The following is a 22,456-nucleotide window of genomic DNA, read 5'->3' on the forward strand; positions in this document are numbered from 1 at the left end:
CGTTAAAGCGAGCGCACCAGTTTGTCCAAAAAATCTTCACAATGTGCAATCTGGTCGAGCGCAATGAACTCATCGGCCTGATGTGCTTGAGCAATATGTCCCGGCCCGCACACGATTGTTGGAATTCCGGCACGCTGGAAGAAACCGGCCTCCGTGCCATACGACGCCTTATTCCACGTCATGTTGGGGGCAATCGCCCGGAGGTGGCATACCAGCGCTCCGGTGTCGTCTGCTTGCATCGCCGGTGGTGCACCGATGCATGTGAAATCGATATTCGCTTCGCTATGCACCCGCCGCATCTCCGGCACCAACGTCTCGTTGGCATAGGCCTCGATGCGCGCAAATATCGCGTCGGCATCCACTCCCGGCAGGTTGCGGAACTCGAAGACGAATTCACATGCTTGGGGCACCGTGTTCAGGGCAATGCCTCCAGCAATAGTGCCCGCCTGGGCTGTGCTAAACGGCACGTCGAAGCCCTCGTCATACGGGCCATGCTGAGCGAACTCGTCCGCGATGTCGCGAATCCGGCAGATTATACGGGCCGCGTATTCGATAGCATTGACGCCACGCGGCGTGAGTGACGAATGCACCGCGTGCCCCTGCACGCAACAACGGTAGATATTTATTCCCTTGTGTGCCACGATCATCTGCATGCCGGTCGGTTCACCAACGATGCATCCCCGCGGGCGGATGCCTCGGCGGGAAATCGCAGCCAGCAGCGTTGACACTCCAAGACATCCGACCTCTTCGTCGTAGGTAAACGCCAGATGCACCGGGTGTCGCGGCGGTGTAGCGCACCACTGTGGCACCTGGCTCATTACTGTTCCGATAAAACCCTTCATGTCGCACGCGCCACGGCCATACAGATGACCATCGCGGATCGAGGGTTTGAACGGCGGGCTGCGCCAGTCCTGGCCGTCGACGGGGACCACGTCGGTATGCCCAGACAGGACCAGGCCGTCCAGCGTGTTACCGTCCTCTGCGGGCAAAGTGGCGAATAGGTTTGCCTTCGCACCGCTAGCGTCATGATCGAGCCAGGCATCTATGCCCCAATCGAGCAAAGTGTCGCGCAGCATTTCGATCAGACCGAGATTGGAATTGCGGCTTGTCGTGTCGAAGGCGATTAGCCGACCGATCCAATCGAGTGCGGCCCCGGACGGCGGCATTGATCCGGATATCGTCTGAAACGTCATATGGGTCTCCGTTCTTGTGCATTAGCGCAACGGTACATGCGCTGTCTCGCGTGAAAGGCGTACTGCGACCAGGCTCGCGAGGGCGCCGCCAGCGATATACCAAGTCGGCGAGAGCGCGTCCGCCGTCATGCCGATTAGCCAGGTCGCCACGAACGGGGCGAAGCCGCCGAAGATGGTGACGGCAAAGTTGTAGCTGAGCGATATCGACGTGGTGCGTATTACCGACGGATACAGCTCGGCCTGCCAAGCGGGTGCTGCCCCGGTCAGCGTCGCCATAAAAATGGCCAACACGCACACGGCGCCGATAATCTGACCGAGATGCGGTTGCGCCGTCATGAAAGCGAATAGCGGATAGGTGCCGAGCAACACGCATAGCGCGCCCACTGTCATCATGGGGCGACGCCCCCAGCGATCCGAGAGAAGGCCGATGACCGGCGACAAAATCATGAAGCAGGCGATCTGCAGGCTTGCGGCCACGAGTGCCTGCGACGCGGGTAGGCCGAGCGTACGTGTCAGGTAGATCGGCATGTAAAGCAGGTACAGGTAGTTGGTAACCGTCCAGCCGATCGTGAACAGGCTGCCGATGCTCAACACGCAGCCGTGCTCGCGCAGCGCGGTGCGGATCGGTGCCGCGTGGGTATCATGTGCCACGGCGCACGGGGAGTCCTCGACATTGCGCCGCAGCCAAAAGCCGAACGCACCGATCAGCACCGCCCCCGCCACGAACGGCAGGCGCCACCCCCAGTCAGCCAGCGTAGCGGGCGACATCAGCCACGTCAGCGTCCCCGCGCTCAGGGATCCGGCAGCAACGCCACGGCAAGGCTGGCCTGCTGCCAACTGCCGTAGAGACCTCGCCGGTTGGGCGGGGCATGTTCGACAATAAAGCTCGTCGCACCGCCCCATTCACCTCCCGACGCAAAGCCTTGCAGCACCCGCGCGACGACGATCAACACCGAGGCGGCTACGCCTGCCGCTTCAGTGCCTGGAGTCACGCCGATCAGAGCAGTGCCGATCGACATCATAACAATCACCCACAGCAACGCCGCCTTGCGGCCAGCCCGGTCACCGTAGGCGCCGAGCACGATCGCTCCCAGTGGCCGCGCCACAAAACCTACGCCGAACGTGGCAGTGGCGACTAAGAACGACGTCGTCTCACTGGCGGCCGGAAAGAAGTGATGCGCGATTTGGGGGGAGAAGTACGCATACAACACGAAATCGTACCACTCCAGGATATTGCCAAGCGATGCCGCCATCACGGCTCGCCGAGCGCGGGTCGGTGTAGTTGCGATAGACGCGCCGGGGCGAGCCCGAGTGTCGTGCGCTCGGGAAGCATGCGTGTTCATGGTCGGACCTACGAAAGGTAACGGGAAGAGAGACGTGCTACGCCATCAAGTCATGGCGTAGCGCAGCCGGCGCTCAGCGGCGTATCGAACGGAACGCGCTCAGCACGCTCTCGAGATCGTCGTCGGACAAGGCAAGCGAGACCTGCAAACGAAGTCGGGCCCGACCTTCGGGAACGACGGGATACGAGAAGGACTGGGCGAGCACTCCGCAATCGGCCAACGCGCACGCCGCAGCCTGCGAGCGTGCCGCGTCGCCGAACATGACCGGCACGATGGGGTGGTCGCCAGGCATGACGTCGTAGCCGGCCTGCGTCAGGCCACGCCGCAGGTACGTGCTCATCGCAGTCAGTCGTGCGAAATCGATCTCACCTTGCTCGATGAGGTCCAGTGCGCGGATCGACGCCGCCGCGATAGCCGGCATCAGCGCATTCGAGAATAAGTAGGGACGGCCGAACTGGCGGATGGTGTTCACGGCGACGGCGGGACCTGCGACAAAGCCGCCCGATGCGCCGCCCAGTGCCTTGCCCAATGTGCCGACGTAGAGATCGACCGCCGCTATCTGTTGCTGGACCTCGGCAGTGCCCCGCCCCGTCGCACCGATCACACCGATGCCATGCGAATCGTCCATCACCAGCAGCGAGCGGTGCTGCCTGCACACGGCGCCAAGCGCGGCCAGCGGCGCCTGCGTGCCGTCCATCGAGAAGACCCCGTCGGTGACCAGCAGCCGCGCGCCTCCGTCGGACGCCGCGGCAAGGGCGTGCGCGGCGGTGGCCGCGTCGCGGTTGGCGTAGCGGCTGCATTGCGCCCGGCACAAGCGAATGCCGTCGATGATGCTCGCATGATTGAGCGCGTCCGAGACCACTGTGTCGCCTTCGCTCAGCAGCGCCTCGAACAAGGCTCCGTTTGCGTCGAACGCCGACGGGAACAACGCGCAGGCCTCGGTGCCGAGGAACGCCGCCAGCCGGCGCTCAAGCGTCCAGTGCAGTTCGTGTGTGCCGCTGATGAAGCGTACCGATGCCATACCGAAGCCAACGCGAGCGATCGCGTCGATGGCGGCCTCGACGATCCTAGGATCGCTGGCAAGTCCCAGGTAATTGTTGGCGCACAGGTTGACGTAGTCGTGCGTCCTGCCGCCCGGCGACACTCGCGCCACGACAGTCCCGCCCTGCGCCGACGTGATCGCCAGTTCACGCGTGGTCGCGTGTCGTGTCGCCAGCGCTTGCTGGCGCGCGTCGAGCCGAAAGCGCAACGCCTCATCGAGCATGATGGTCCCCGTCGTAATCGACCGCGAGCGTGTACGCCGGATCATTGTGCCAGGCCCAGTAGACACGGAAGACCGCCTGGGTGATCTCGCCCGGCCGGCCGTTACCTACCGGCGTGTCGTTCAGACGTGAGACCGGCATGATGCCGCCTGCTGTCGAAGTAATGAAGATCTCGTCAGCTCCACGCAGCAATGCTTCGTTCACTGCGCCTGCGTTTACAGCAAAGCCCTCTTGCGCGGCGATGTCGAACACGGTGCGGCGCGTGATGCCATGCAGAACGCCGCGTTCGGGCGTGTATAGCGTGCCGTCCTTGACGGCAAAGATGTTGAACCCCGGGCCTTCGGCGATATTCCCGTCCATGTCCTTGATGACAACCGTTTCTGCACCGGCGTCGAAACCATGGAACTGCGCGGTCACGAGGTCGAGCCAGTGATAATTCTTGATCTGCGGATCGACCGACTCTGGCGGAATGCGCCGCACGCTGTCGATCAGGTGCAAATGGAGGCCTTCCTTGAGTTGGCGGGCGTTAGCCACCGAGCCGAACGGCACGGCGAAAGCGACGAATTGGTTGAGCGCTTCGCGCGGATCGCGACTGAATGTCGGCGAGATGCCGCGCGTGCAGAGCATCTCGACATAGGCGTTGCGATGCCCCGATCGGCGCACGCACTCGACGAGAATGTCGCGCAGCGCGTCGTCGTCGTGTGGCACGGTAAGGCGCAACTTGGCGAGCGAACGGCGAAAGCGTTCGATGTGCAGGGCCAGGCGGAAGAACTTGCCGTCCCAGACGTGCACGGTATCGTACGTCACGTCAGAATGGAGCAGGCCCCAGTCGAGCACCGAGATGCGCGCCTCGGACATGGGAAGGAAACGCCCGGCCATATAAGCGACGCCGTGCGGGTAGGTCAGGCCATCGATGCGCCCCACGTCAGGTTGGGTCATGAAGGATCTCGTGCAGGTTGGGGGTAATAGTCGACTTCGCGGGCGAAGTCGACGCGGGCAGCTTCGAAGACGCTGCGGTGCACGATCGGGTTGGCCCCTACCGCGCGGTCAAACGAGAGCTTGCCGTCCAGATGGTCGATCTCGTGTTGCATCAATTCGGCGTCCGCCTGGCACAAGCGTTCCTTAAGATGCACCGCGCCGGTGAGATCGGTGAAGCGCACCGAAATCGAAGCGAAACGCTCAACGCGTACGAGCATGTCGGGGAAGCACATGCAATCGTCCCAAAGCGTCATGCGTTCGTCGCTCTGCCAGACGATTTCGGGATTGACGATTACCTCGGGCCAGCCGGGCAGCGCGAGGCCGATCATGCGTTTGTGTATTCCGATCTGAGGCGCCGCGATGGCGCGTCCGAAGCCATGCTTGGCGCGAAAGGCGCGTATCGCGTCTCCCAGGGCAGACGCTTCGGCGACGACAGCGAGGTCGCTCAAGTCGGTTACGGGCGATGCCGTTTCGCGCAGCGATGGCGTGCCGACCGGAAGGATTTCCCGCGTCATTTCGATACCTCGGTCAAAGCCGTTTTATTGCCTGCGTGATAGGTGGATATAGTGGCGGCAGGCCTGCGTAGGTCGCCGTGGGCGTCAAAGGCGATCGACCCCGTGACGCCTTGGAACGCGACACGATGCAGGGCAGATACGATGTCCGGTGCCTTGGTTGATTGTGCAAGCACGGCGGCTTGGTAGATGGCCATCATCGCGTCATAGGCATAGGGCGCGTACAACTGCACCGGTTCGCCGTAGGTCTTCTTGAACTTAGCAGCGAAGGCTGGGCCGCCTGGCATCTTCGCAAGACTGCGGCCGCCGTCGGCACAATACAGGTTGCCGTCAAGTGCCGCGCCTGCGAGCTTGCTCATCTCGGCGGTGCACAGACCGTCTCCGCCAATGAGCGGCGCCTCAATAGCGTAATGGCGCATCTGCTTGAGCATGGGGCCACCTTGCGTGTCCATGCCGCCGAAGAAAATCACCTGCGGGTTGGCGCCTTTGACACGGGTGAGCACCGCCGCGAAATCAAAGGCCTTGTCGGTCGTATACTCCCGCGCGACGATCGTGTCACCGGATGCCTGTACTTGCTTGGCGAACACATCGGCGATGCCCTGGCCGTAGGCGGTGCGGTCGTCGACGACTGCTACACGCTTGGCATGCAGCGTGTCGGACACATAGCGCGAGAGCGCTTCACCGAGGAAATCGTCGTTGGCCAGCATGCGGAACGTGGTATCGAAACCCAGCCGGGTGAACTCGGGGTTGGTTGCTGACGGAGTCAGTTCGGCAATGTGTTGCTGCGCGTAGGTGCGTGCTACCGCGATTGACGTGCCTGAATTCTGATGACCAATGACGGCGCTTACGCGATTGTCGGCGAACCGCTGCGCGACCGTGGTTGCCAGGCGTGGATCGGCGCCGTCGTCCTGCGCGTCGAGCTCGAACTTCACAGGTTTGCCACCGATCAACGGATGCGACGCGTTGATTTCGTCCATCGCCAGCCGGATTCCGCGTTCGCTATCCTTGCCGAAATGAGCCTGAGCGCCAGTGAGCGCGCCCGCATAGCCAATTGTGACGACGGTTTGCGCATGCGCGGCGGTGCAGCAAAACGCCAGCGCGAGCGCGGGGGTGAGGAGCGGGTGTCGCATGGTTTTCTCCGTGAAATCAAGCATCAGTTGGTGATACGATTCTAGGGAGGCTTTGAGAAATCCAATATTCTCGAAGGCCATGTTTGATTAATTGGATTTCATTTTTCAACGTATGCGCGAAATATGGACAAACCGCCCGAGTCGCCGCTGGATGATTACGATCGCCGCATCCTGGCCCAGCTTCAGATCGACAACCAGATCAGCAACCAGGCACTCGCCGCGCTGGTCAATCTGAGCCCGCCCGCGTGCTTGCGGCGCGTCAAGCGCTTGCGCGAGGACGGCTATATCCTGCAGGACACTTCTGTGCTGGCGCCGAACAAGGTCGGTTTGCCGATCATGATGTGGGTACAGGTGCAGGTCGAGCGGGAACGGCTCGACCTGCTCGACGAATTCAAGCGTTTTTTGAACGAGGTGCCCGAAGTCATGCAGTGCTACGTCGTAACCGGGAGGGCCGACTTCGTGCTACTAATCTCGATGCGCGACATCGATCACTACGAGGAATTTGCCAATCGAGTGTTTCGGCAAAACCCAAACATTCGCCATTTCGAAACGATGGTGGTGATGTCGCGCGTGAAGTTTGGTTTGTCGTTGCCGATCTGACGCAACGGCTCTGTCAAGTTGACGGATGTAGGCTTCGCTTATGGCGTACGAGTAGTTATCCTTATTAGATCACTTTGGCGCCGGCGGCAGTGACAGTCCAACCATGCCATGCGACGAAACGTCTCTGGAGTGTGGCACGATGACATGCCGCGTTCATCTGATGTCTGGGCAACGCGAAGTGCTGCCGGATTGGGCCGAAACATGAGAGAAACACCTGCGTGCGTCGTGCATCGCGAAAGCCGCACATCAGGCGTTCGCGCCTGCGGGTCGGCTGGTGGCTGTTCTCAGCACGGTTGTTCACCCGCGCGGCCGCTTTGACGAAAACGTGCTTCACATGAGCGAGCTCAGGAATTTCAGCCTTCGCCGCCGGATAGCTGCGCAACTGGTCGGTAACGATCTTGCGCGGCACGGGGTTTGAACGCAACACTCTCCGGAAGAAGCGCCTTGCCGCGGCCTTGTCGCGCCGCTTCTGCACCAGCACGTCGAGTTCAGCACCATGCTCATCGACCGCTCGCCACAACAGATACGGTTCACCGCGAAGCGTCACGAACATTTCGTCCAGATGCCATGTGCTGCCCGGCTTGCGCCGCGCCGCTTTCGCGCACTGAGCGAATCTGGTGCCGAACTTGTCGCACCAGCGACGGATCGTCTCATACGTGACTATGACACCACGCTCGAGCAACAACTCCTCGACGTCGCGCAGGCTCAGGCTGAACCGAAAATACCAGCGAACCGCGCAGCTGATGACGACGGCGGGGAAGCGGTGGCCGTGATAGAGCGATTTTGTCTTCTTCATTTTTTGCATTCTACCGCCGCCTACCCATTAACCTGACAGTGCCGTTTCGTCCATCCTCCAGTTCCTGCCAACCGGACGTTTGCGTTTGCGAAAGGCCTTTTCGAACAGCGGCACGAGCTTGATCACCCTGCGATGCACGCTCGAACGATCCACCTCGATGCCGCGCTCGGCCATCATCTCTTCCAGGTTACGCAGGCTCAGCGAATACGCCACATACCAGCGCACGCACAGCAGGATCACGTCCAGCGGGAAATGCAGCCGTTTTAAAACTTTGGCGACGCCCGGCGCCAACGCCTTTCGCGAAATCCGTTCCTTATTCACCGGCGCTTCTGGCAGATTGTTCATCAGAAAATCCTAACCCATCTCGTTATCGCGACAGAACCTTTTTGAGTGCTATGCGTCAATGAGAGGGCGTCGCGGGCATTCAGTCCACCGCGCTTTTTAATCGCGCGAGCGGAAAGCCCGCCGTCGGAAAATTGCCTTCGAGTCCGATGGAATAGCCGTGCTTCATCAACTGTTATGGGTGGGTAGCCATGATCGACCGCCCCACGGACGGCGGCTGCGCTTTCTCCACAATTACGGTGCTCGTTATGCTCAATTCGCTCATTTCCCGCCGTCGTCTCATCGCAACCGGCTCGCTGGCCTCGCTCGGCGTCGGTCTTTCGCGCCTCGCTTTCGGCGACACGCGTCAGAATTCCTCCGCCGACGCCAAGCCCACACTCGGCGTCGTGCCCGCGTATCTGGGCGTCTCGCCGCAGACACTGCCGCCGCTGCCGTATGCGGAAAACGCGCTGGAGCCGACCATTTCCGCCCGCACCGTGGGCATTCACTACGGCAAGCATCACCGCGCGTATTTCGATAATCTGCACAAGCTGCTGGCCGGCACGCCGCTCGAACAGGCGTCCCTCGAACAGATCATCGTGCAGTCGCACGACCAGCCCGCGCTCGCCGATGTGTTCAACAACGCCGCGCAGGCATGGAATCACAATTTCTACTGGAATTCGCTGACGCCAGCTTCCGCAGCGATTGCGCCGAGCGCGAAACTGCAGGCTGCGATCGAACGCAAATTCGGTTCTGTCGAAGCACTTTTGAAAGCACTGGTGGCCACCTCGGCATCGCAATTCGGCAGCGGTTGGGGCTGGCTCGTGGTAGATCGCGGCGAACTCGCGGTAGTGAAAACCGGCAACGCGGAAACACCGTTCACGCGAGGACTCGCGCCGTTGCTCACGGTCGACGTTTGGGAGCACGCGTATTACCTGGACTATCAGAATCGCCGCCCCGACTATCTGGTGGCGACCGTATCGAAGCATTTGAACTGGGCGTTCGCTTCGGCGAACTTCGAGCGTGTCTGATTCTCGTATGCGCTTCCATGTGAAGCGTTTCGAGATCTATTCGAGGGGGCATTCATGTTCATCACACTTGCGCAATCGCGCGCTGTGATCGCTTGCGGCGCACTGACGTTGGCCGCCTGCACCACATCATCGGCCACCACACCGCCGGCAACCACATCGGCGGCCGCCACTTCGCCGTCCTCCATCAATCCGCCGGACGGTCAGCGCATCATGGCGCTCACGGCATCGGGCGTGCAGACTTATGTGTGCGAAGCCGACGCGCAGCAGCACCTCGCCTGGGTGTTTAAAAGCCCGCAGGCGACGCTGTTCGATGCGAGCGGCCGTACAGTACTCAGACACGCAGCAGGACCGTCGTGGCAAGCGGACGACGGCAGCCGTATCGTCGGCCGCGCCATCGCGCAGCGGCCGAGCGACACGCCGGCGAGCGTGCCGCAACTGCTGCTGGAAACGCATAGTACGGCGGGCGACGGCATGTTATCGGCGGTGCGTTACGTGCAGCGCGTGAAAACCGTTGGCGGTGTGATGCCGTCCGCGCCATGCACGGTCGCGGGACAGAGCGGCAGCTCGCCGTATCTCGCGGAATATGTGTTCTACAAGTAGCGGGTTCTGAGGACGTATGCGGTCACCGTCATTCAGGTGGCCGCATACGTCTGTTCCGTTTTGAACGCGTCAATTGTCCGGCGCGTTGGGGGTGTCGAGCGTGTCGAGAAACGCGCGTTTATCCACCGACGCGGGCAACGCATCTGCAAGGCGTGCGTGAAAGGCCGCGATATCCGCGCCCAACGCGGCGCGCTGCGCCACGATGCGCGCGATAGGCCCGATATGCGTGGCGAGCCGTCGCGCGGCCAGTTCGACACGCGCGGGATCGATCGCCGCGCCCGTCTGTCTTGCACCGCTTTCGAGGCGCGCGGCATGCGGCGTGACGATACCCGATGAGGTCGCATGCCGCGCCAGCAAGGTCGTGAATTCTTGCCGCGCGGCGTCGTCGGGAAGATGGCGCGCCAGTTGGGCCGCGAGCGTGTGCGAATCCGCGGCCTGCGCTGCGGCGCGCCGCACGAGGCGCGACGCCACCGGCCCGACGTGACTCGCGAGCCGCCGTTCGAGCTGCGCGAGCAATTCCGGCGGCCACGCGAGCGGCGCTGCGTGCGCAGCGGTTGCATTCGCAGGTGGCGCGAGTCCCTCGCGTACGAGTGGCGTGACCACCACGGTCTGGTCCGGATCGATCCGCGCCGTGAGCGTATCGAGCAACGCGAGCAGTTCGACGCGCCAGCCTTGCGCGGACTCGTAGCGCTGCGCGGGCTGCTTGGCCAGCGCCTTCAGCACCATCGCGTCGACTTCCGGCGGCAGGGCCGCCGCTCGTGAAGACGGTGCGGGCGGCATTTCGTTCATCACCTGCTGCATGACCACCGCAGACGCGCCGGAAAACGGACACATGCCCGTCAGCATTTCATACAGCACAACACCTGCAGAGAACAGATCGCTGCGTGCGTCGATCTGCGCGCCCGCATATTGCTCGGGCGACATATAACTCGGCGTGCCGATCATCATGCCGACTTGCGTCAGGCGGCCTGTGTCGAGTTGCGCGATGCCGAAGTCGGTGATCTTGCATTCACCGCGCGGCGCAATCAGCAGATTCGCCGGCTTGATGTCGCGATGAATCACGCCGACGTCATGTGCATAGGCGAGCGCATCGAGCAGTTGCGCGAACCATACGAGCACGCGAATCAGCGGCATGGCCGTGCCGCTCGCGGCATGTTGCGCGAGCCGCGCGGCGAGCGTTTCGCCGCGTACGTATTCCAGCGCGATAAACGCGACGCCGTCGGCCTCGCCGTAGTCGAACACGCTGACAATGTGCGGATGCACGAGCCGCCCAGCCGCACGCGCTTCGTTGATGAAACGCGCTGGCAGTTCGGCGTCCGCCGCTGTGCCGTGCGCGTCATTCAGCAGTTCCGCGCGGATCGTCTTCAACGCCACTTGCCGCTGAATGTGCGGATCGGTGGCGAGATAGACCGTGCTCATCGCGCCACGGCCGAGCACACGCTCGACCTGATAGCGGCCAACCTGGCGCGGCAGGACTTCCGTGCGCGCGATCATGATCGTGCGCCTGGCGGCACGGTTTCGGCCGCGCCGGCTTCGTCGAGAATCGAGAATGCGGTGACGAGACTCGTGCGCATGCGGTCGAACGACACCGCAAGCGAGGCGATTTCGTCGCTGCCGCGCGTCGGCAATTCGACTTCGCCGAGTTTGCCGAGACTCACTTCGTCAGCGGCGCGGGAGAGCGCCTGCAAACGCCGCGTGACGAGAAAATGCACCATCACGTTCAGCACGATCAGCACGACCGCGAACACCACGCTCAGCGCTTCCATGAAGCTGCGCCACAAGGCCCGGCCGCGCGCAATCGATTCCGACATCGGCACGGAGACGAACTCGGCACCGATCACATCGTGTAGTTTCCAGCCGAAACCGTTCGCTGGGCCGTATTTATCGAGCATCGTGCGCGGCGCAGCCGAAGGCGTGCTGTGACACTGCATGCAGGTCGAGTCGTTAATGCTGCTCGGTCGCGCGAGAAACAGCAGATGATCGCCACCGGGCGTTTGCCGCTGTCCGGTGATTTCCTTCAAGGCGGGCTGATCGTGCAGATGTGCGATGACTTCGGTTTCCCAATCCGTTGGCCTGTCGCGTGGATTGGTCGGATTCAGCATGGTCGAGCGATACGAGAAGTTGGGAAACACGCTTTGCAGCGTGTTGAGCATCTCGATTGCGGAAAACGCGGGCACGGATTCGGGCACGAACGAGTACTGAATCTGCGTGGAAAGGAGCGGCGTAATGTGCTTTGCCGTGTAGTTCTGCATGGCTTCTGCGGCGCTCATCAGCACGTTGGCGTCGTGGCGCGTTTCGTCAAGCGCCTGCTGCTGCAACACGCGATCCGCGACGACGCCCGCGGCAGTCAGTCCGATCGCGAAGATCGCGACGAACACGAGGTTGAACTTGATGGCGAGTGACAAATTCATGGGCGGGCCGTAGTTGATGAATAAGCCGCGAGCGGCTTGAGTGTGGGTCGGGGCGGCGGAAAAATCAGTACGTGCCAGTCGGGCAGCGCGCGAATGTGCTGCTTCACGTCGCGGCGAAACGCCGTGTCGGATAAGCGCGGGCGAAAGCGTTCGCTAAAACGCGTGGTGGGATCGGTGCGGGCGGCGAACGAACTGCCGAGCCAGTCCGCGATATCGGCGAAAGCCACCGGACGTACGCCATGCGCGGGAAGAGTATGCGCGGCATTGGGCGAAGGCGGGGTCGGCACGGGCAGCGGACGCAGCGCGTCGCGGAACGTGAGCGGCATCGCTGTAACGAAGGCAGCTTCAGGGCTCGCGGCAAATGAAACCGGCTCAACCGTTCCCGCGTGCCGCGCGAACGCGGATTGATGCGCGTCCAGATGCACATCCAGCGGTTTGCCGCGGGTTTTGCCGAGCGAATGCACCTGAGCCGAGCCGCTTTCGCAGAACACCGCGTCCGCGCTGTCATAACCCTCCGGCGTCGCGGCGATCACGAGCGCCGTGCGATCCGCCGGTGTAATGCGCGTGCGCTCCGTCTCGATCACCGGAGTCGCACACGCAGCATTCGCGCACATGTGCATGACTTTGAGCCAGCCACGCAACAGCGCGATATGCGAATCGCGTGTCAACATGGCGCGCGTATCGCGGCCCAGCGCGACGATATTGCCGCTCTCGTCCTGAATCTGTACGACGCCATTCCCCGAACTCTCGACGATGTCGTCCTGCGAAAAACGCTGACCTGTCTGCGCCGAGTACACGCTCGTCGCGTGAATCGCCGTGACGAGGGTGTCGGCACGTACTAGCGTCCAGTCCGCCTGTGCGTTCGCATACGAAGCGATGGCGAAGAGGCCTAGCGGCGCGAGCCGCAGCGGACCTCGCAAACTATTTCTGCCGAATGGTACGGAGTTCTTCATGGCATGCATTGCAGGGAATTCACTGTCTGTTAAGGCGCCGGTACTCACAGAACAGCCAGCCCTCCATCTTTATTCCATCGCATGCGACTGCCTATTTCCCGGAATATTCGCGGCGTCCCGGCTGTTCTGGTTGGCAGGCACTTATGACGCCGCGCAACACGGTCTCATCCACAACGTTTGAAAAAAGTTGGAATAGATCGCGAGGCTGGGTTGTTTTGTGAGCGTGGACGACGGTCGCGGTACGGGGCAAGTCCATCGCGAACGGGTCGTGTCCAACGGCCGCGTCGAATCCCTGAAACCCAACGCACCCCAAAAGGAACCAGCGCATGGCAACGAAGCAGAGCAGTCAGAAATTCATTGCACGCAATCGGGCGCCGCGCGTACAGATCGAGTACGACGTGGAGCTGTACGGCGCGCAGAAGAAAGTGCAAATTCCCTTCGTTATGGGCGTGATGTCGGACCTGTCCGGCGCGAATGGCGGCGATCTGCCGGCCATCGAACAGCGCAAGGCGCTGGAGATCGACGTCGACAACTTCGACAGCCGCATGCAATCCATGAAGCCGCGCGTGAATTTTCACGTACCCAATACGCTGACCGGCGACGGCAACCTCGAAGTGGATATCACCTTCGACAGCATGGACGATTTTTCGCCCGCAGCCGTGGCGCGCAAAGTGGATTCGCTCGCGACGCTGCTCAAAGCTCGCACGCAGCTCGCCAATCTCGGCACCTATCTCGACGGCAAGGGCGGCGCGGAAAAACTGATTGCGCAGGCGCTGAAGGACCCGGCGCTGCTGCAATCGCTTAGCGCCGCGCCGAAGGCCGCCGGCACCGAACCCGAACAGGAGTAATGGCGACCATGGAAAGCCAGAATCAATTCGACCCGGCCATGCTCGATGCGAACGTCGCATCGGCTGAGTCCAGCGACTTCGCGGCGCTGCTCAGCAAGGAATTCAAGCCGAAGAACGAGCGCGCGAAAGAGGAAGTGGAAGCGGCAGTGCGCACACTCGCCGAGCAGGTCTTGCAGGACTCGAACATCGTTTCCGATGACGTTACGCAAACCATCAACGCGTATGTCGCCGAAATCGACCGCAAGCTGAGCGAGCAGTTGAACCGCATCATGCATCACGCGGAATTCCAGAAGCTCGAAGGCGCGTGGCGCGGTTTGCATCACCTCGTGACAAATTCGGAAACCGATCCGATGCTCAAGATCCGGGTGCTGAACGTTTCGAAGAAAGAACTCGGCAAGAATCTCAAGCGCTTCAAAGGCGTAGCGTGGGACCAGAGCCCCGTATTCAAGCGCGTGTATGAAGAAGAATACGGCCAGTTGGGCGGTGAACCGTACGGGTGCCTGATCGGCGATTACTACTTCGATCACAGTCCGCAGGATGTCGAACTGTTGCGCGGCATTTCACAGATTGCCGCCGCCTCGCATGCGCCGTTTATTTCGGCGGCGGATTCCACGCTGCTGGGCATGGAGAACTGGAACGAGCTTGCCAATCCGCGCGATCTTTCCATGATCTTCACCACCCCCGATTACGCCGGCTGGCGCTCGCTGCGCGAAACGGACGACGCGCGCTATCTCGCGCTGACCATGCCGCGCACGCTGGCACGCTTGCCGTACGGCGCGAAGACTGATCCGGTCGAGGAATTCGACTTCGAGGAAGACACCGAAAGCGCGGATTCGTCGAAATACACGTGGCAAAACGCCGCGTATTCGATGGCGGTGAATATCAACCGTTCGTTCAAGCAGTATGGCTGGTGCACGCGCATTCGTGGCGTGGAGTCGGGCGGCGCGGTGGAAAGCCTGCCGGTGCATACGTTCCCAAGCGACGACGGCGGCGTGGACGTGAAGTGCCCGACTGAAATCGCCATTACGGATCGCCGCTCGGCGGAACTGGACAAGATGGGTCTGATGCCACTCGTGCATCGCAAGAACTCGGACGTGGCCGCGTTTATCGGCGCTCAGTCGGTGGCGAAACCCGAAGAGTACGACGATCCTTCGGCAACCGCGAACTCGAATCTCTCTGCGCGTCTACCCTACATGTTCGCGTGCTGCCGCTTTGCGCATTACCTGAAGTGCATTGTGCGGGACAAGATCGGCTCCTTCAGCACGCGCGAGCAGATGGAAAGCTGGCTGTCCAACTGGGTGATGAATTACGTGGACGGCGACCCGGTGAACTCCAGCGAAGAAACCAAGGCGCGTAAGCCGCTCGCCGCCGCGCAGGTGGTGGTCGAGGAAGTCGAAGGTAATCCCGGCTATTACACGTCGAAGCTTTTCCTCAAGCCGCACTACCAACTCGAAGGTCTAACGGTTTCGCTGCGTCTCGTTTCGCGGCTGCCGTCTGCACGCGCGGCTTAAGTATTCCGGCCGACGCACAGCGCGCCGGCCCCCTTGTTCGCCGACCCGGCGAGTACTTTGATTAGCAAAGATGGAGGTCAATATGGCATTCGACATGCACCTGAAATTCGGTTCTGGTTCAGTCACGATCCAGGGCGCGTCCAATCACTCGAAGCACAAGAACGAAGTCCCGATCATCGCGTGGTCGTGGGGCGTGAGCAATACCGGCAACCTGCACACAGGCGCTGGTTACGCGTCGGGCGGCAAGGCCAACATCCAGGACATCACCATCACCAAATACGTGGACAGCTGCTCCAACGCAATTCTCAACGCGTGCTGCACCGGCGCGCGCCTCGACACCGCGTACCTGTACGTCACGAACGCAACGGGGCAGCAGACCGACTTCGTGACGATCGAGCTAAGCGAAGGTGTGCTGATCACGTCGGTGAACACCGGCGGCAGTGGTGGCGACGAACGTCTGACTGAAAACATCACGCTCCATTTCGGCAAGTTCAAGTATTCGTTCCAGCCGCAGGACGACGAGGGTAAAGCGAGCGGCGGCACGAAGGACTTCACGTTCGATATCCAGCAGGTCGCGAAGCAGTAAGCAGTTTCGCCTGATGGCCAGCGCGCGCGACACATCGCAATGTTTTGTGCGACTGGCCGTTGCCGTGCACAGAATGCCGCGCTGCGGCGTTCCGGGTCCGGGCCCGTCACCCGGCTTCATTCAGAGAGAACTTCATGGCGGAACTCACGCCCCAGGAGCGCCTGCAGCCTTCGCTGCTAGACCGGCTGACCGACCTCGCGCCGAACGAACGCGACGAAAGCCGCGAACAGCGCGTAATTACGGCGGCACGGTTGCGCGAATGCGTAACGCGCGATATCGCTGCGTTGCTCAATTGCACGCGTCAATGGGATGGGGAGCGGCTGGACGAACTCGACGGTCTCGACCACGTTCGCAACTCCGTGCTGAATTTCGGCATTTCCGATCTTGCGGGTATGGCGCTGTCGGGCATCGACGCCGGCTTGCTCCAGGAGCGCATTCGCACCGCGTTGCTCGACTTCGAACCGCGTCTGATCGCCGACACAGTGCAAGTGAGTGTGAGTGCCGACGACTCGCGCATGGACAGCCGCTCGCTGAGTTTTCGTATCGAGGCGCAGATGTGGGCGCAGCCCATGCCGCTCGGTCTCTATCTGCGCACAGACGTGGATCTCGAAACCGGCGAGTTTCGCGTGTCGCAACATTTCGGCTGATTATCGTGGACCCACGTCTCCTGCGTTATTACAACCGCGAATTGCAGCATGTCCGCGAAATGGGCGCTGAATTTGCACGCGCGCATCCGAAGATTGCCGGCCGGCTAGGCATGGAAGGCTTCGAATGCGCCGATCCGTATGTCGAGCGCCTGCTCGAAGGCTTCGCGTTTCTCGCCGCGCGGGTGCAATTGAAGATGGATGCGCAGTACCCAGTGTTCACCCAGCATTTGCTGGAGATGATCTATCCGCACTACCTCTCGCCGATTCCGTCGATGGCCGTGGTGCACATGCATCCCGACGTCACCGAAGATTTGCCGCCCGCCGGTCACGCAGTGGCGCGGCATACGGTGATGCGCAGCCTCACCGGCTTCGGCGAGCGCACCGCATGCGAATACCGCAGCGCGCACGAAGTGACGCTGTGGCCGCTCGAACTTACCGAGGCGCGTTACTTCGACACGCCCGCAGCGCTGGCCGCAGCAGGTCTCGTGCCGCCGCCGAATCGCCAGGTGCGCGCAGGTTTGCGTCTGCGTTTGCGCACGCTGTCCGGTGTGCAGGCAAACATGCTTGCGCTCGACAATTTGACGGTTTATCTCGCGGGTGCCGACGAATTGCCCAGCCTGATCCACGAACAGTTGTTCGCCAACGGCATGGGCTACACGGTGCGCGCGGCATCGCCACGGGAAGGCGAATTCGTCAGCCAGCATTACGACGCGAATGCCTTGCGCGCGCTCGGCTTCAGCGAGCACGAAGCGATGCTGCCTTACGGCGACCGTTCGTTCAGCGGCTACCGGCTGTTGCAGGAATATTTCGCGTGCCCGGAGCGCTTTCGCTTTGTCGAATTCACGGGACTGCGTTCGCTGCTCGCTCGCGCCCAGGGAAACGAGTTCGAAATCGTGGTGTGGCTCGATCGCAGCGTGACACGTCTGCACAATTCAATCGACGCTGGCAATTTCAGGCTGTTCTGCACGCCCGCCGTGAACCTGTTCGAACGCCGCGCGGACCGCATTCATCTGCAGCAGGGCACGACTGAGTATCACGTGCTCGGCGACCGTACACGTCCGATGGATTTCGAAGTGCACAGCGTGCTCGACGTGCAGGGCTACGGCGACCGTCAAGAACCGGAGCAGGCTTTTCTGCCTTTTTACAGCGGCAACTCGCGTACATGGCATGGCGGTCAGGCCGCGTTCTACACGCTGCGACGCGAACCGCGCTTATTGTCGACTCGCCAGAAAGAGAAGGGTGCGCGTTCGAGTTATGTCGGCAGTGAAACGTTTATCGCGCTGGTGGATGCGAACGACGCGCCGTACTCCACCGCGCTGCGTCAACTCGGCTTGCGTGTGTTGTGCACCAACCGCGATCTGCCGTTGCACATGCCGGTGGGCAAGTCTTACACCGACTTCACGCTCGACACCGACGCGCCGGTCGCGTCCATTCGCTGCGTCGCGGGCCCGACCCGGCCGCGCGCACCCACCGCGAGCGGCGACACCGCGTGGCGGCTCATCAGCCATCTGCAACTGAATTATCTGTCTTTGCTCGACGAAGATGGCGAGAACAACGAAAGCGGCGCGGGCGCGTTGCGTGAAATGCTCAGCCTCTATCACGACGAGTTCGACGCGGCGGTGCGGCGGCAGATCGAAGGCATCAAGCACGTGGTTGCCAAACCGGCGACGCGTCGCCTGCCTGTGCCCGGACCAATCACGTATGGCCGCGGGCTAGAAATCACGCTGACTTGCGCGGACGCCGCATTCGAGGGAAGCAGTGCGTTTCTGCTTGGCTCGGTATTGCAGCATTTTTTTGCGCGCTACGTTTCGCTGAATTCGTTCACCGAAACCGTATTGCGGACCTACGAACGTAACGAGGTAGCGCGATGGCCCGCGACACCCGGCAAACGCCCAATCCTGTAAGGCAGGATGCGGCCGCGCTCGAAGCGGCGCTACGCGACCGGCCGTTCGATTTCGAGTTCTTCGAGGCGATGCGACGGCTTGAATGCGCGTATCCGGCGCATCCGCGCCTCGGTCATTCGACCAAGCCCGCCGAAGATCCGGTGCGGCTCGCGCATGTCGCCACGCTCGAATTTCCGCCGCGCAGCATCGAGCGCTTCGAGCCGCGCAAGGCGGGCGACTCGGCTTCGCCGGGGCGGTTGTACGGACTCTTTCTCGGGCTGTTCGGGCCGAATGGTCCGCTGCCGCTGCACCTGACCGAGCACGCGGTGGACCGGCAGCGCAACGCGAAAGACTCGACGCTCGTCGCTTTCGCCGACATGTTTCATCACCGCATGCTGAGTCTGTTCTATCGCGCGTGGGCCGACGCGCAGCCGACGGTGCAGCTCGACCGTCCGGACGAAGATCGTTTTCGCACCTATATCGGCGCGTTGATCGGCATGGCGACGCCGCGGCTCGAAGAGCGCGATGCGCTGCCCGATCAGTACAAGCGCTTTTTCGCTGGACGGCTGGTGCACCAGGCACGCAATGCTGAGGGATTGAAGGGTTTTCTCGAACACTACTTTGGCGTGCCGGTGAGCGTGATGGAGTTCGTGGTCGGCTGGATGAAGCTGCGGCATGAGGCGCATTTGCGTATGGGCGGCGCAATGGCGCAGATGGGCTGCAACGCCACGCTCGGCGCACAGGTGCGAGGCGCGCAGCATCGTTTCAGGCTTCGTATCGGACCGTTGAGTCTGAACGAATTCAACCGTTTTTTACCGGGGGGCAGCGCGCTCAAGGAACTCGTGGCTGCCGTGAAGTTATATGTCGGCGGCGAGAAAGGCTGGGACGTGCAGCTCGTATTGAAGAGAGACGACGTGCCGACGATGCATCTGGGCCAGTCGGGACGCATGGGCTTCAGCACGTGGATGGGCCGCTATCCGAGACCGGCCGACGCCGATGAGGTCGTGCTGACGCCCGTCGACTGAAGCGACGCAAACAGGCAGCGCGACAGCGTTTCCATTTTGAACCGCAGGCCGCCGGATGGCTGCCTCACTTTCTACAGGATTGACATCATGGCCGAGATCAGCCGCAGCGCCCTGTTTGGCAAGCTTAATGCAGTGGCTTACAGAGGTATTGAAAGCGCCACCGTGTTCTGCAAGCTGCGCGGCAACCCGTACGTCGAACTTGCGCACTGGGTGCATCAGATCCTTCAATTGCAGGACTCCGACCTGCATCGCATTGTCAGGCATTTCGACGTGAATCCGGCCAGTCTCGCGCGCGACGTGACAGCGGCACTTGAGCGTTTGCCGCGCGGCAGCACGACCATTTCTGACCTCTCCGCCGAAGTCGAAGAAGCAGTGGAGCGCGGCTGGGTGTTCGCCACGCTGATGTTCGGTGAGGCTCAGGTGCGCACAGGCTACTTGCTGGTCGGACTGCTGCGCACGCGCCATTTGCGTCATGCGTTGCATGCGCTCTCGGCGGAATTTGCCAAAGTAAAGCCGGAAGCGCTTGCTGATGGCTTCGTGAAAATTGTCGCGGGATCGCCGGAAGAACGTCTGCACGCAAGCGACGGGTTTCGCGTGGATACTGCGGCGCCCGGCGAAGGCAGCGGTGCGATGGCGCCCGCGCAACTAGGCAAGCAACAGGCGCTGCAGCAATTCACAATCGATCTGACCGCGCAGGCGCGCGACGGCAAGCTCGATCCCATCGTGGGGCGTGACGGCGAGATTCGCCAGGTGGTCGATATTCTGATGCGGCGGCGGCAGAACAATCCGATGCTGGTCGGCGAGGCGGGGGTGGGCAAGACGGCGGTGGTGGAGGGTTTCGCGCTGCGCATCGCGCGCGGCGACGTCCCGCCTGCGTTGAAGGACGTGCAGGTTCGCACGCTCGACATCGGCCTGCTGCAGGCGGGCGCGAGTATGAAGGGTGAATTCGAGAACCGCTTGCGTCAGGTGATCGACGAGGTGCAAGCCTCGGCGAGGCCTGTGATTCTCTTTATCGACGAAGCGCATACGCTGGTCGGCGCGGGCGGTGCGGCGGGTACTGGCGACGCGGCAAATCTGCTGAAGCCGGCGCTCGCGCGCGGCAACTTGCGCACAATCGGCGCGACGACATGGGCCGAATACCGCAAGCACATCGAGAAAGATCCGGCGTTGACGCGCCGCTTCCAGACCGTGCCGTTGGACGAACCCGGCGAAGATAAAGCCGTGCTGATGATGCGCGGTGTGGCAAGCATGATGGAACAACACCATGGAGTGCAGATTCTCGACGAAGCGCTCGAAGCCGCCGTGAAGCTTTCGCACCGCTATATTCCTGCGCGCCAGTTGCCGGACAAGTCGGTGAGCCTGCTCGACACGGCTTGCGCGCGTGTCGCGATCAGCCAGCATGCAGTGCCCGCTGAGATCGACGATACGTTGAAGCGGATCGAGGCGCTGGAGACCGAGCGGCGCATCATCGCGCGCGAGAAGAGCGTGGGTGTCGATGTGGCCGCACGCGAGGCGCAGGTGGTGGCGTCGCTTGAAACACAACGCGTGCGGCTCGCGCAACGCGAGGTTGCGTGGGCGCAAGAGAAGACGCTGGTCTCGCAAATTCTCGTGCTGCGTGCACAGCTGCGTGGCGAAGGCGCGCCAGTCGAGGGACCCGGCAGTGAGCTCGAAGTGGCGGCGCAGTCAGCTTCGGGCATGAGCGACGCGATGCGCGCCGGTGTGCTCACAGAGTTACGGAGCTTGCAGGCGCAGCTGGCCGGTTTGCAAGGCGAAACACCGCTGATTTTGCCGAACGTCGATTATCAGGCGGTGGCGTCGGTGGTGTCCGACTGGACCGGTATTCCCGTCGGCCGCATGATGCGCAGCGAACTGCGCACGGTGATGAATCTCGCGAGCCTGATCGGCGAACGCGTGATCGGTCAGGACCACGCGATGGAAGCGATCGCAAAACGCATCCAGACTTCGCGCGCCGGGCTCGACAATCCGGACCGGCCCATCGGCGTATTCATGCTCGCGGGCACCTCGGGCGTCGGCAAGACAGAGACCGCACTCGCGTTGGCCGAGGCGTTGTATGGCGGTGAGCATAACCTCATCACTATCAACATGAGCGAGTTTCAGGAGGCGCATACGGTGTCGACGTTGAAGGGCGCGCCGCCGGGCTACGTAGGTTACGGCGAAGGCGGAGTGCTGACGGAGGCAGTGCGCCGCAAGCCCTATTCGGTGGTCCTGCTCGATGAAGTCGAAAAAGCGCACCCGGATGTGCACGAAATGTTCTTCCAGGTGTTCGACAAGGGCGCCATGGAAGACGGCGAGGGCCGCTCCATCAACTTCCGCAACACGCTGATTCTGCTGACCACGAATGTCGGCACCGATCAGATTGCCGGAATGTGCAAGAACGCCGGCTCGATGCCCGATGCCGACGAACTCGCGCAGTCGCTGCGCGAACCGTTGCTCGATGTCTTTCCGCCCGCGCTGCTCGGGCGGCTGGTGACCATTCCGTATTTTCCGTTGAGCGGCGAGATGCTCGCACGAATCGTTACGTTGCAGTTGAACCGTATCAGGCGGCGCGTGGAAGAACGCTACCGCGTGCCGTTCGATTATGACGACGCGGTCGTGAAGCTGGTGGCGAGCCGCTGCACCGAAAGCGAATCGGGCGGACGCATGATCGATGCGATTCTCACCAACACCATGTTGCCGGCGATAAGCCGGGAATTTCTCGCGCGCATGATCGACGGTGTTGCACTCGAACGCGTGCGCGTGAGCGTCGAACACGGCGATTTCGCCTATCGCTTTGATGAGTGCGCGGTGCAGCCCGAGGAGTATTGA

Annotated in this window: 21 protein-coding genes and 1 pseudogene; 10 read left to right on the forward strand and 12 right to left on the reverse strand. The window is 62.0% G+C overall.

Translation table 11 applies throughout. The annotated features are described in order from the left end of the window. Positions 1 to 2 precede the first annotated feature (2 nt). From argE to CJU94_RS35755, 7 genes are all read right to left on the reverse strand, one after another. Complete coding sequence (argE, locus tag CJU94_RS35725) at positions 3 to 1,193, reverse strand: acetylornithine deacetylase (protein WP_095423336.1); 1,191 nt, start codon at positions 1,191 to 1,193, stop codon at positions 3 to 5. A 21-nt stretch (positions 1,194 to 1,214) separates the two neighbouring features. Further along, positions 1,215 to 1,961 (reverse strand): MFS transporter, encoded by a 747-nt coding sequence (locus CJU94_RS35730; RefSeq protein ID WP_157763857.1) that lies wholly within the window; start codon positions 1,959 to 1,961, stop codon positions 1,215 to 1,217. A gap of 23 nt (positions 1,962 to 1,984) precedes the next feature. Next, entirely contained in the window at positions 1,985 to 2,446 is a 462-nt protein-coding gene (locus CJU94_RS35735; protein WP_157763858.1) for an MFS transporter, read from the reverse strand. Between the two features lie 163 nt (positions 2,447 to 2,609). Beyond that, positions 2,610 to 3,800, reverse strand: coding sequence for an aminotransferase class I/II-fold pyridoxal phosphate-dependent enzyme (locus CJU94_RS35740; protein WP_157763859.1), 1,191 nt, complete (start codon positions 3,798 to 3,800; stop codon positions 2,610 to 2,612). Next, positions 3,790 to 4,737, reverse strand: a complete 948-nt coding sequence (locus CJU94_RS35745) for an aminotransferase class IV (protein WP_095423340.1) — start codon at positions 4,735 to 4,737, stop codon at positions 3,790 to 3,792. Before CJU94_RS35745 ends, CJU94_RS35740 begins: the two co-directional genes overlap by 11 nt. Continuing rightward, positions 4,734 to 5,291 carry a peptide deformylase gene (locus tag CJU94_RS35750; protein WP_095423341.1) on the reverse strand — a complete coding sequence of 186 codons (558 nt, stop codon included), beginning with the start codon at positions 5,289 to 5,291 and terminating at the stop codon, positions 4,734 to 4,736. The genes CJU94_RS35745 and CJU94_RS35750 overlap by 4 nt, the downstream gene beginning before the upstream one ends. Next, on the reverse strand, positions 5,288 to 6,499 hold the full coding sequence (locus tag CJU94_RS35755; RefSeq protein WP_244221122.1) for a branched-chain amino acid ABC transporter substrate-binding protein: 1,212 nt from the start codon (positions 6,497 to 6,499) through the stop codon (positions 5,288 to 5,290). The genes CJU94_RS35750 and CJU94_RS35755 overlap by 4 nt, the downstream gene beginning before the upstream one ends. Positions 6,500 to 6,541: 42 nt before the next feature. Between CJU94_RS35755 and CJU94_RS35760 the strand changes: the two genes are divergently transcribed. Next, a complete protein-coding gene (locus CJU94_RS35760) occupies positions 6,542 to 7,018 on the forward strand; it encodes an Lrp/AsnC family transcriptional regulator (RefSeq protein ID WP_095423342.1) in 477 nt (158 codons plus the stop codon). Positions 7,019 to 7,082: 64 nt separating this feature from the next. Here CJU94_RS35760 and CJU94_RS35765 read toward each other — a convergent pair whose 3' ends face one another. Next, positions 7,083 to 7,814 carry an IS6 family transposase gene (locus CJU94_RS35765; protein ID WP_095423436.1) on the reverse strand — a complete coding sequence of 244 codons (732 nt, stop codon included), beginning with the start codon at positions 7,812 to 7,814 and terminating at the stop codon, positions 7,083 to 7,085. A gap of 42 nt (positions 7,815 to 7,856) precedes the next feature. Further along, a pseudogene (locus tag CJU94_RS35770) lies at positions 7,857 to 8,159 on the reverse strand (IS6 family transposase); the annotation flags it as partial. 245 nt (positions 8,160 to 8,404) lie between these two features. Here CJU94_RS35770 and CJU94_RS35775 point away from each other — a divergent pair. Together CJU94_RS35775 and CJU94_RS35780 are read left to right on the forward strand one after the other, a co-directional pair. Further along, complete coding sequence (locus CJU94_RS35775) at positions 8,405 to 9,166, forward strand: superoxide dismutase (protein ID WP_095423343.1); 762 nt, start codon at positions 8,405 to 8,407, stop codon at positions 9,164 to 9,166. 54 nt (positions 9,167 to 9,220) lie between these two features. Beyond that, the gene (locus CJU94_RS35780) at positions 9,221 to 9,766 is read left to right on the forward strand and encodes a DUF3455 domain-containing protein (protein ID WP_095423344.1); all 546 of its coding nucleotides are present in this window, start codon (positions 9,221 to 9,223) and stop codon (positions 9,764 to 9,766) included. Positions 9,767 to 9,835: 69 nt separating this feature from the next. Here CJU94_RS35780 and CJU94_RS35785 read toward each other — a convergent pair whose 3' ends face one another. Genes CJU94_RS35785 through CJU94_RS35795 form a run of 3 tightly spaced genes read right to left on the reverse strand, consistent with a single transcriptional unit; the run spans position 9,836 to position 13,130 of the window. Then, positions 9,836 to 11,260 carry a serine/threonine-protein kinase gene (locus CJU94_RS35785; RefSeq protein WP_095423345.1) on the reverse strand — a complete coding sequence of 475 codons (1,425 nt, stop codon included), beginning with the start codon at positions 11,258 to 11,260 and terminating at the stop codon, positions 9,836 to 9,838. Beyond that, the gene (locus CJU94_RS35790) at positions 11,257 to 12,177 is read right to left on the reverse strand and encodes a c-type heme family protein (RefSeq protein ID WP_095423346.1); all 921 of its coding nucleotides are present in this window, start codon (positions 12,175 to 12,177) and stop codon (positions 11,257 to 11,259) included. The genes CJU94_RS35785 and CJU94_RS35790 overlap by 4 nt, the downstream gene beginning before the upstream one ends. Next, positions 12,174 to 13,130: a hypothetical protein gene (locus CJU94_RS35795; protein ID WP_244221123.1), complete on the reverse strand. Its 957-nt coding sequence runs from the start codon at positions 13,128 to 13,130 to the stop codon at positions 12,174 to 12,176. The genes CJU94_RS35790 and CJU94_RS35795 overlap by 4 nt, the downstream gene beginning before the upstream one ends. Before the next feature lie 326 nt (positions 13,131 to 13,456). Between CJU94_RS35795 and tssB the strand changes: the two genes are divergently transcribed. The 7 genes from tssB to tssH all read left to right on the forward strand — a co-directional run bounded on the left by tssB (position 13,457) and on the right by tssH (position 22,456). Next, positions 13,457 to 13,978: a type VI secretion system contractile sheath small subunit gene (tssB, locus tag CJU94_RS35805; protein ID WP_095423348.1), complete on the forward strand. Its 522-nt coding sequence runs from the start codon at positions 13,457 to 13,459 to the stop codon at positions 13,976 to 13,978. 38 nt (positions 13,979 to 14,016) lie between these two features. After that, on the forward strand, positions 14,017 to 15,489 hold the full coding sequence (tssC, locus tag CJU94_RS35810) for a type VI secretion system contractile sheath large subunit (protein ID WP_425272248.1): 1,473 nt from the start codon (positions 14,017 to 14,019) through the stop codon (positions 15,487 to 15,489). A gap of 82 nt (positions 15,490 to 15,571) precedes the next feature. Then, the gene (locus CJU94_RS35815) at positions 15,572 to 16,075 is read left to right on the forward strand and encodes an Hcp family type VI secretion system effector (protein ID WP_095423349.1); all 504 of its coding nucleotides are present in this window, start codon (positions 15,572 to 15,574) and stop codon (positions 16,073 to 16,075) included. A gap of 134 nt (positions 16,076 to 16,209) precedes the next feature. Next, entirely contained in the window at positions 16,210 to 16,722 is a 513-nt protein-coding gene (tssE, locus tag CJU94_RS35820) for a type VI secretion system baseplate subunit TssE (protein WP_095423350.1), read from the forward strand. A gap of 5 nt (positions 16,723 to 16,727) precedes the next feature. Further along, a complete protein-coding gene (gene tssF / locus CJU94_RS35825; RefSeq protein ID WP_095423351.1) occupies positions 16,728 to 18,626 on the forward strand; it encodes a type VI secretion system baseplate subunit TssF in 1,899 nt (632 codons plus the stop codon). Beyond that, positions 18,590 to 19,630: a type VI secretion system baseplate subunit TssG gene (gene tssG, locus CJU94_RS35830; RefSeq protein ID WP_095423352.1), complete on the forward strand. Its 1,041-nt coding sequence runs from the start codon at positions 18,590 to 18,592 to the stop codon at positions 19,628 to 19,630. Before tssF ends, tssG begins: the two co-directional genes overlap by 37 nt. 87 nt (positions 19,631 to 19,717) lie before the next feature. Continuing rightward, on the forward strand, positions 19,718 to 22,456 hold the full coding sequence (gene tssH, locus CJU94_RS35835) for a type VI secretion system ATPase TssH (RefSeq protein ID WP_095423353.1): 2,739 nt from the start codon (positions 19,718 to 19,720) through the stop codon (positions 22,454 to 22,456).

The sequence above is a fragment of the Paraburkholderia aromaticivorans genome (assembly GCF_002278075.1).
Lineage (GTDB): Bacteria > Pseudomonadota > Gammaproteobacteria > Burkholderiales > Burkholderiaceae > Paraburkholderia > Paraburkholderia aromaticivorans.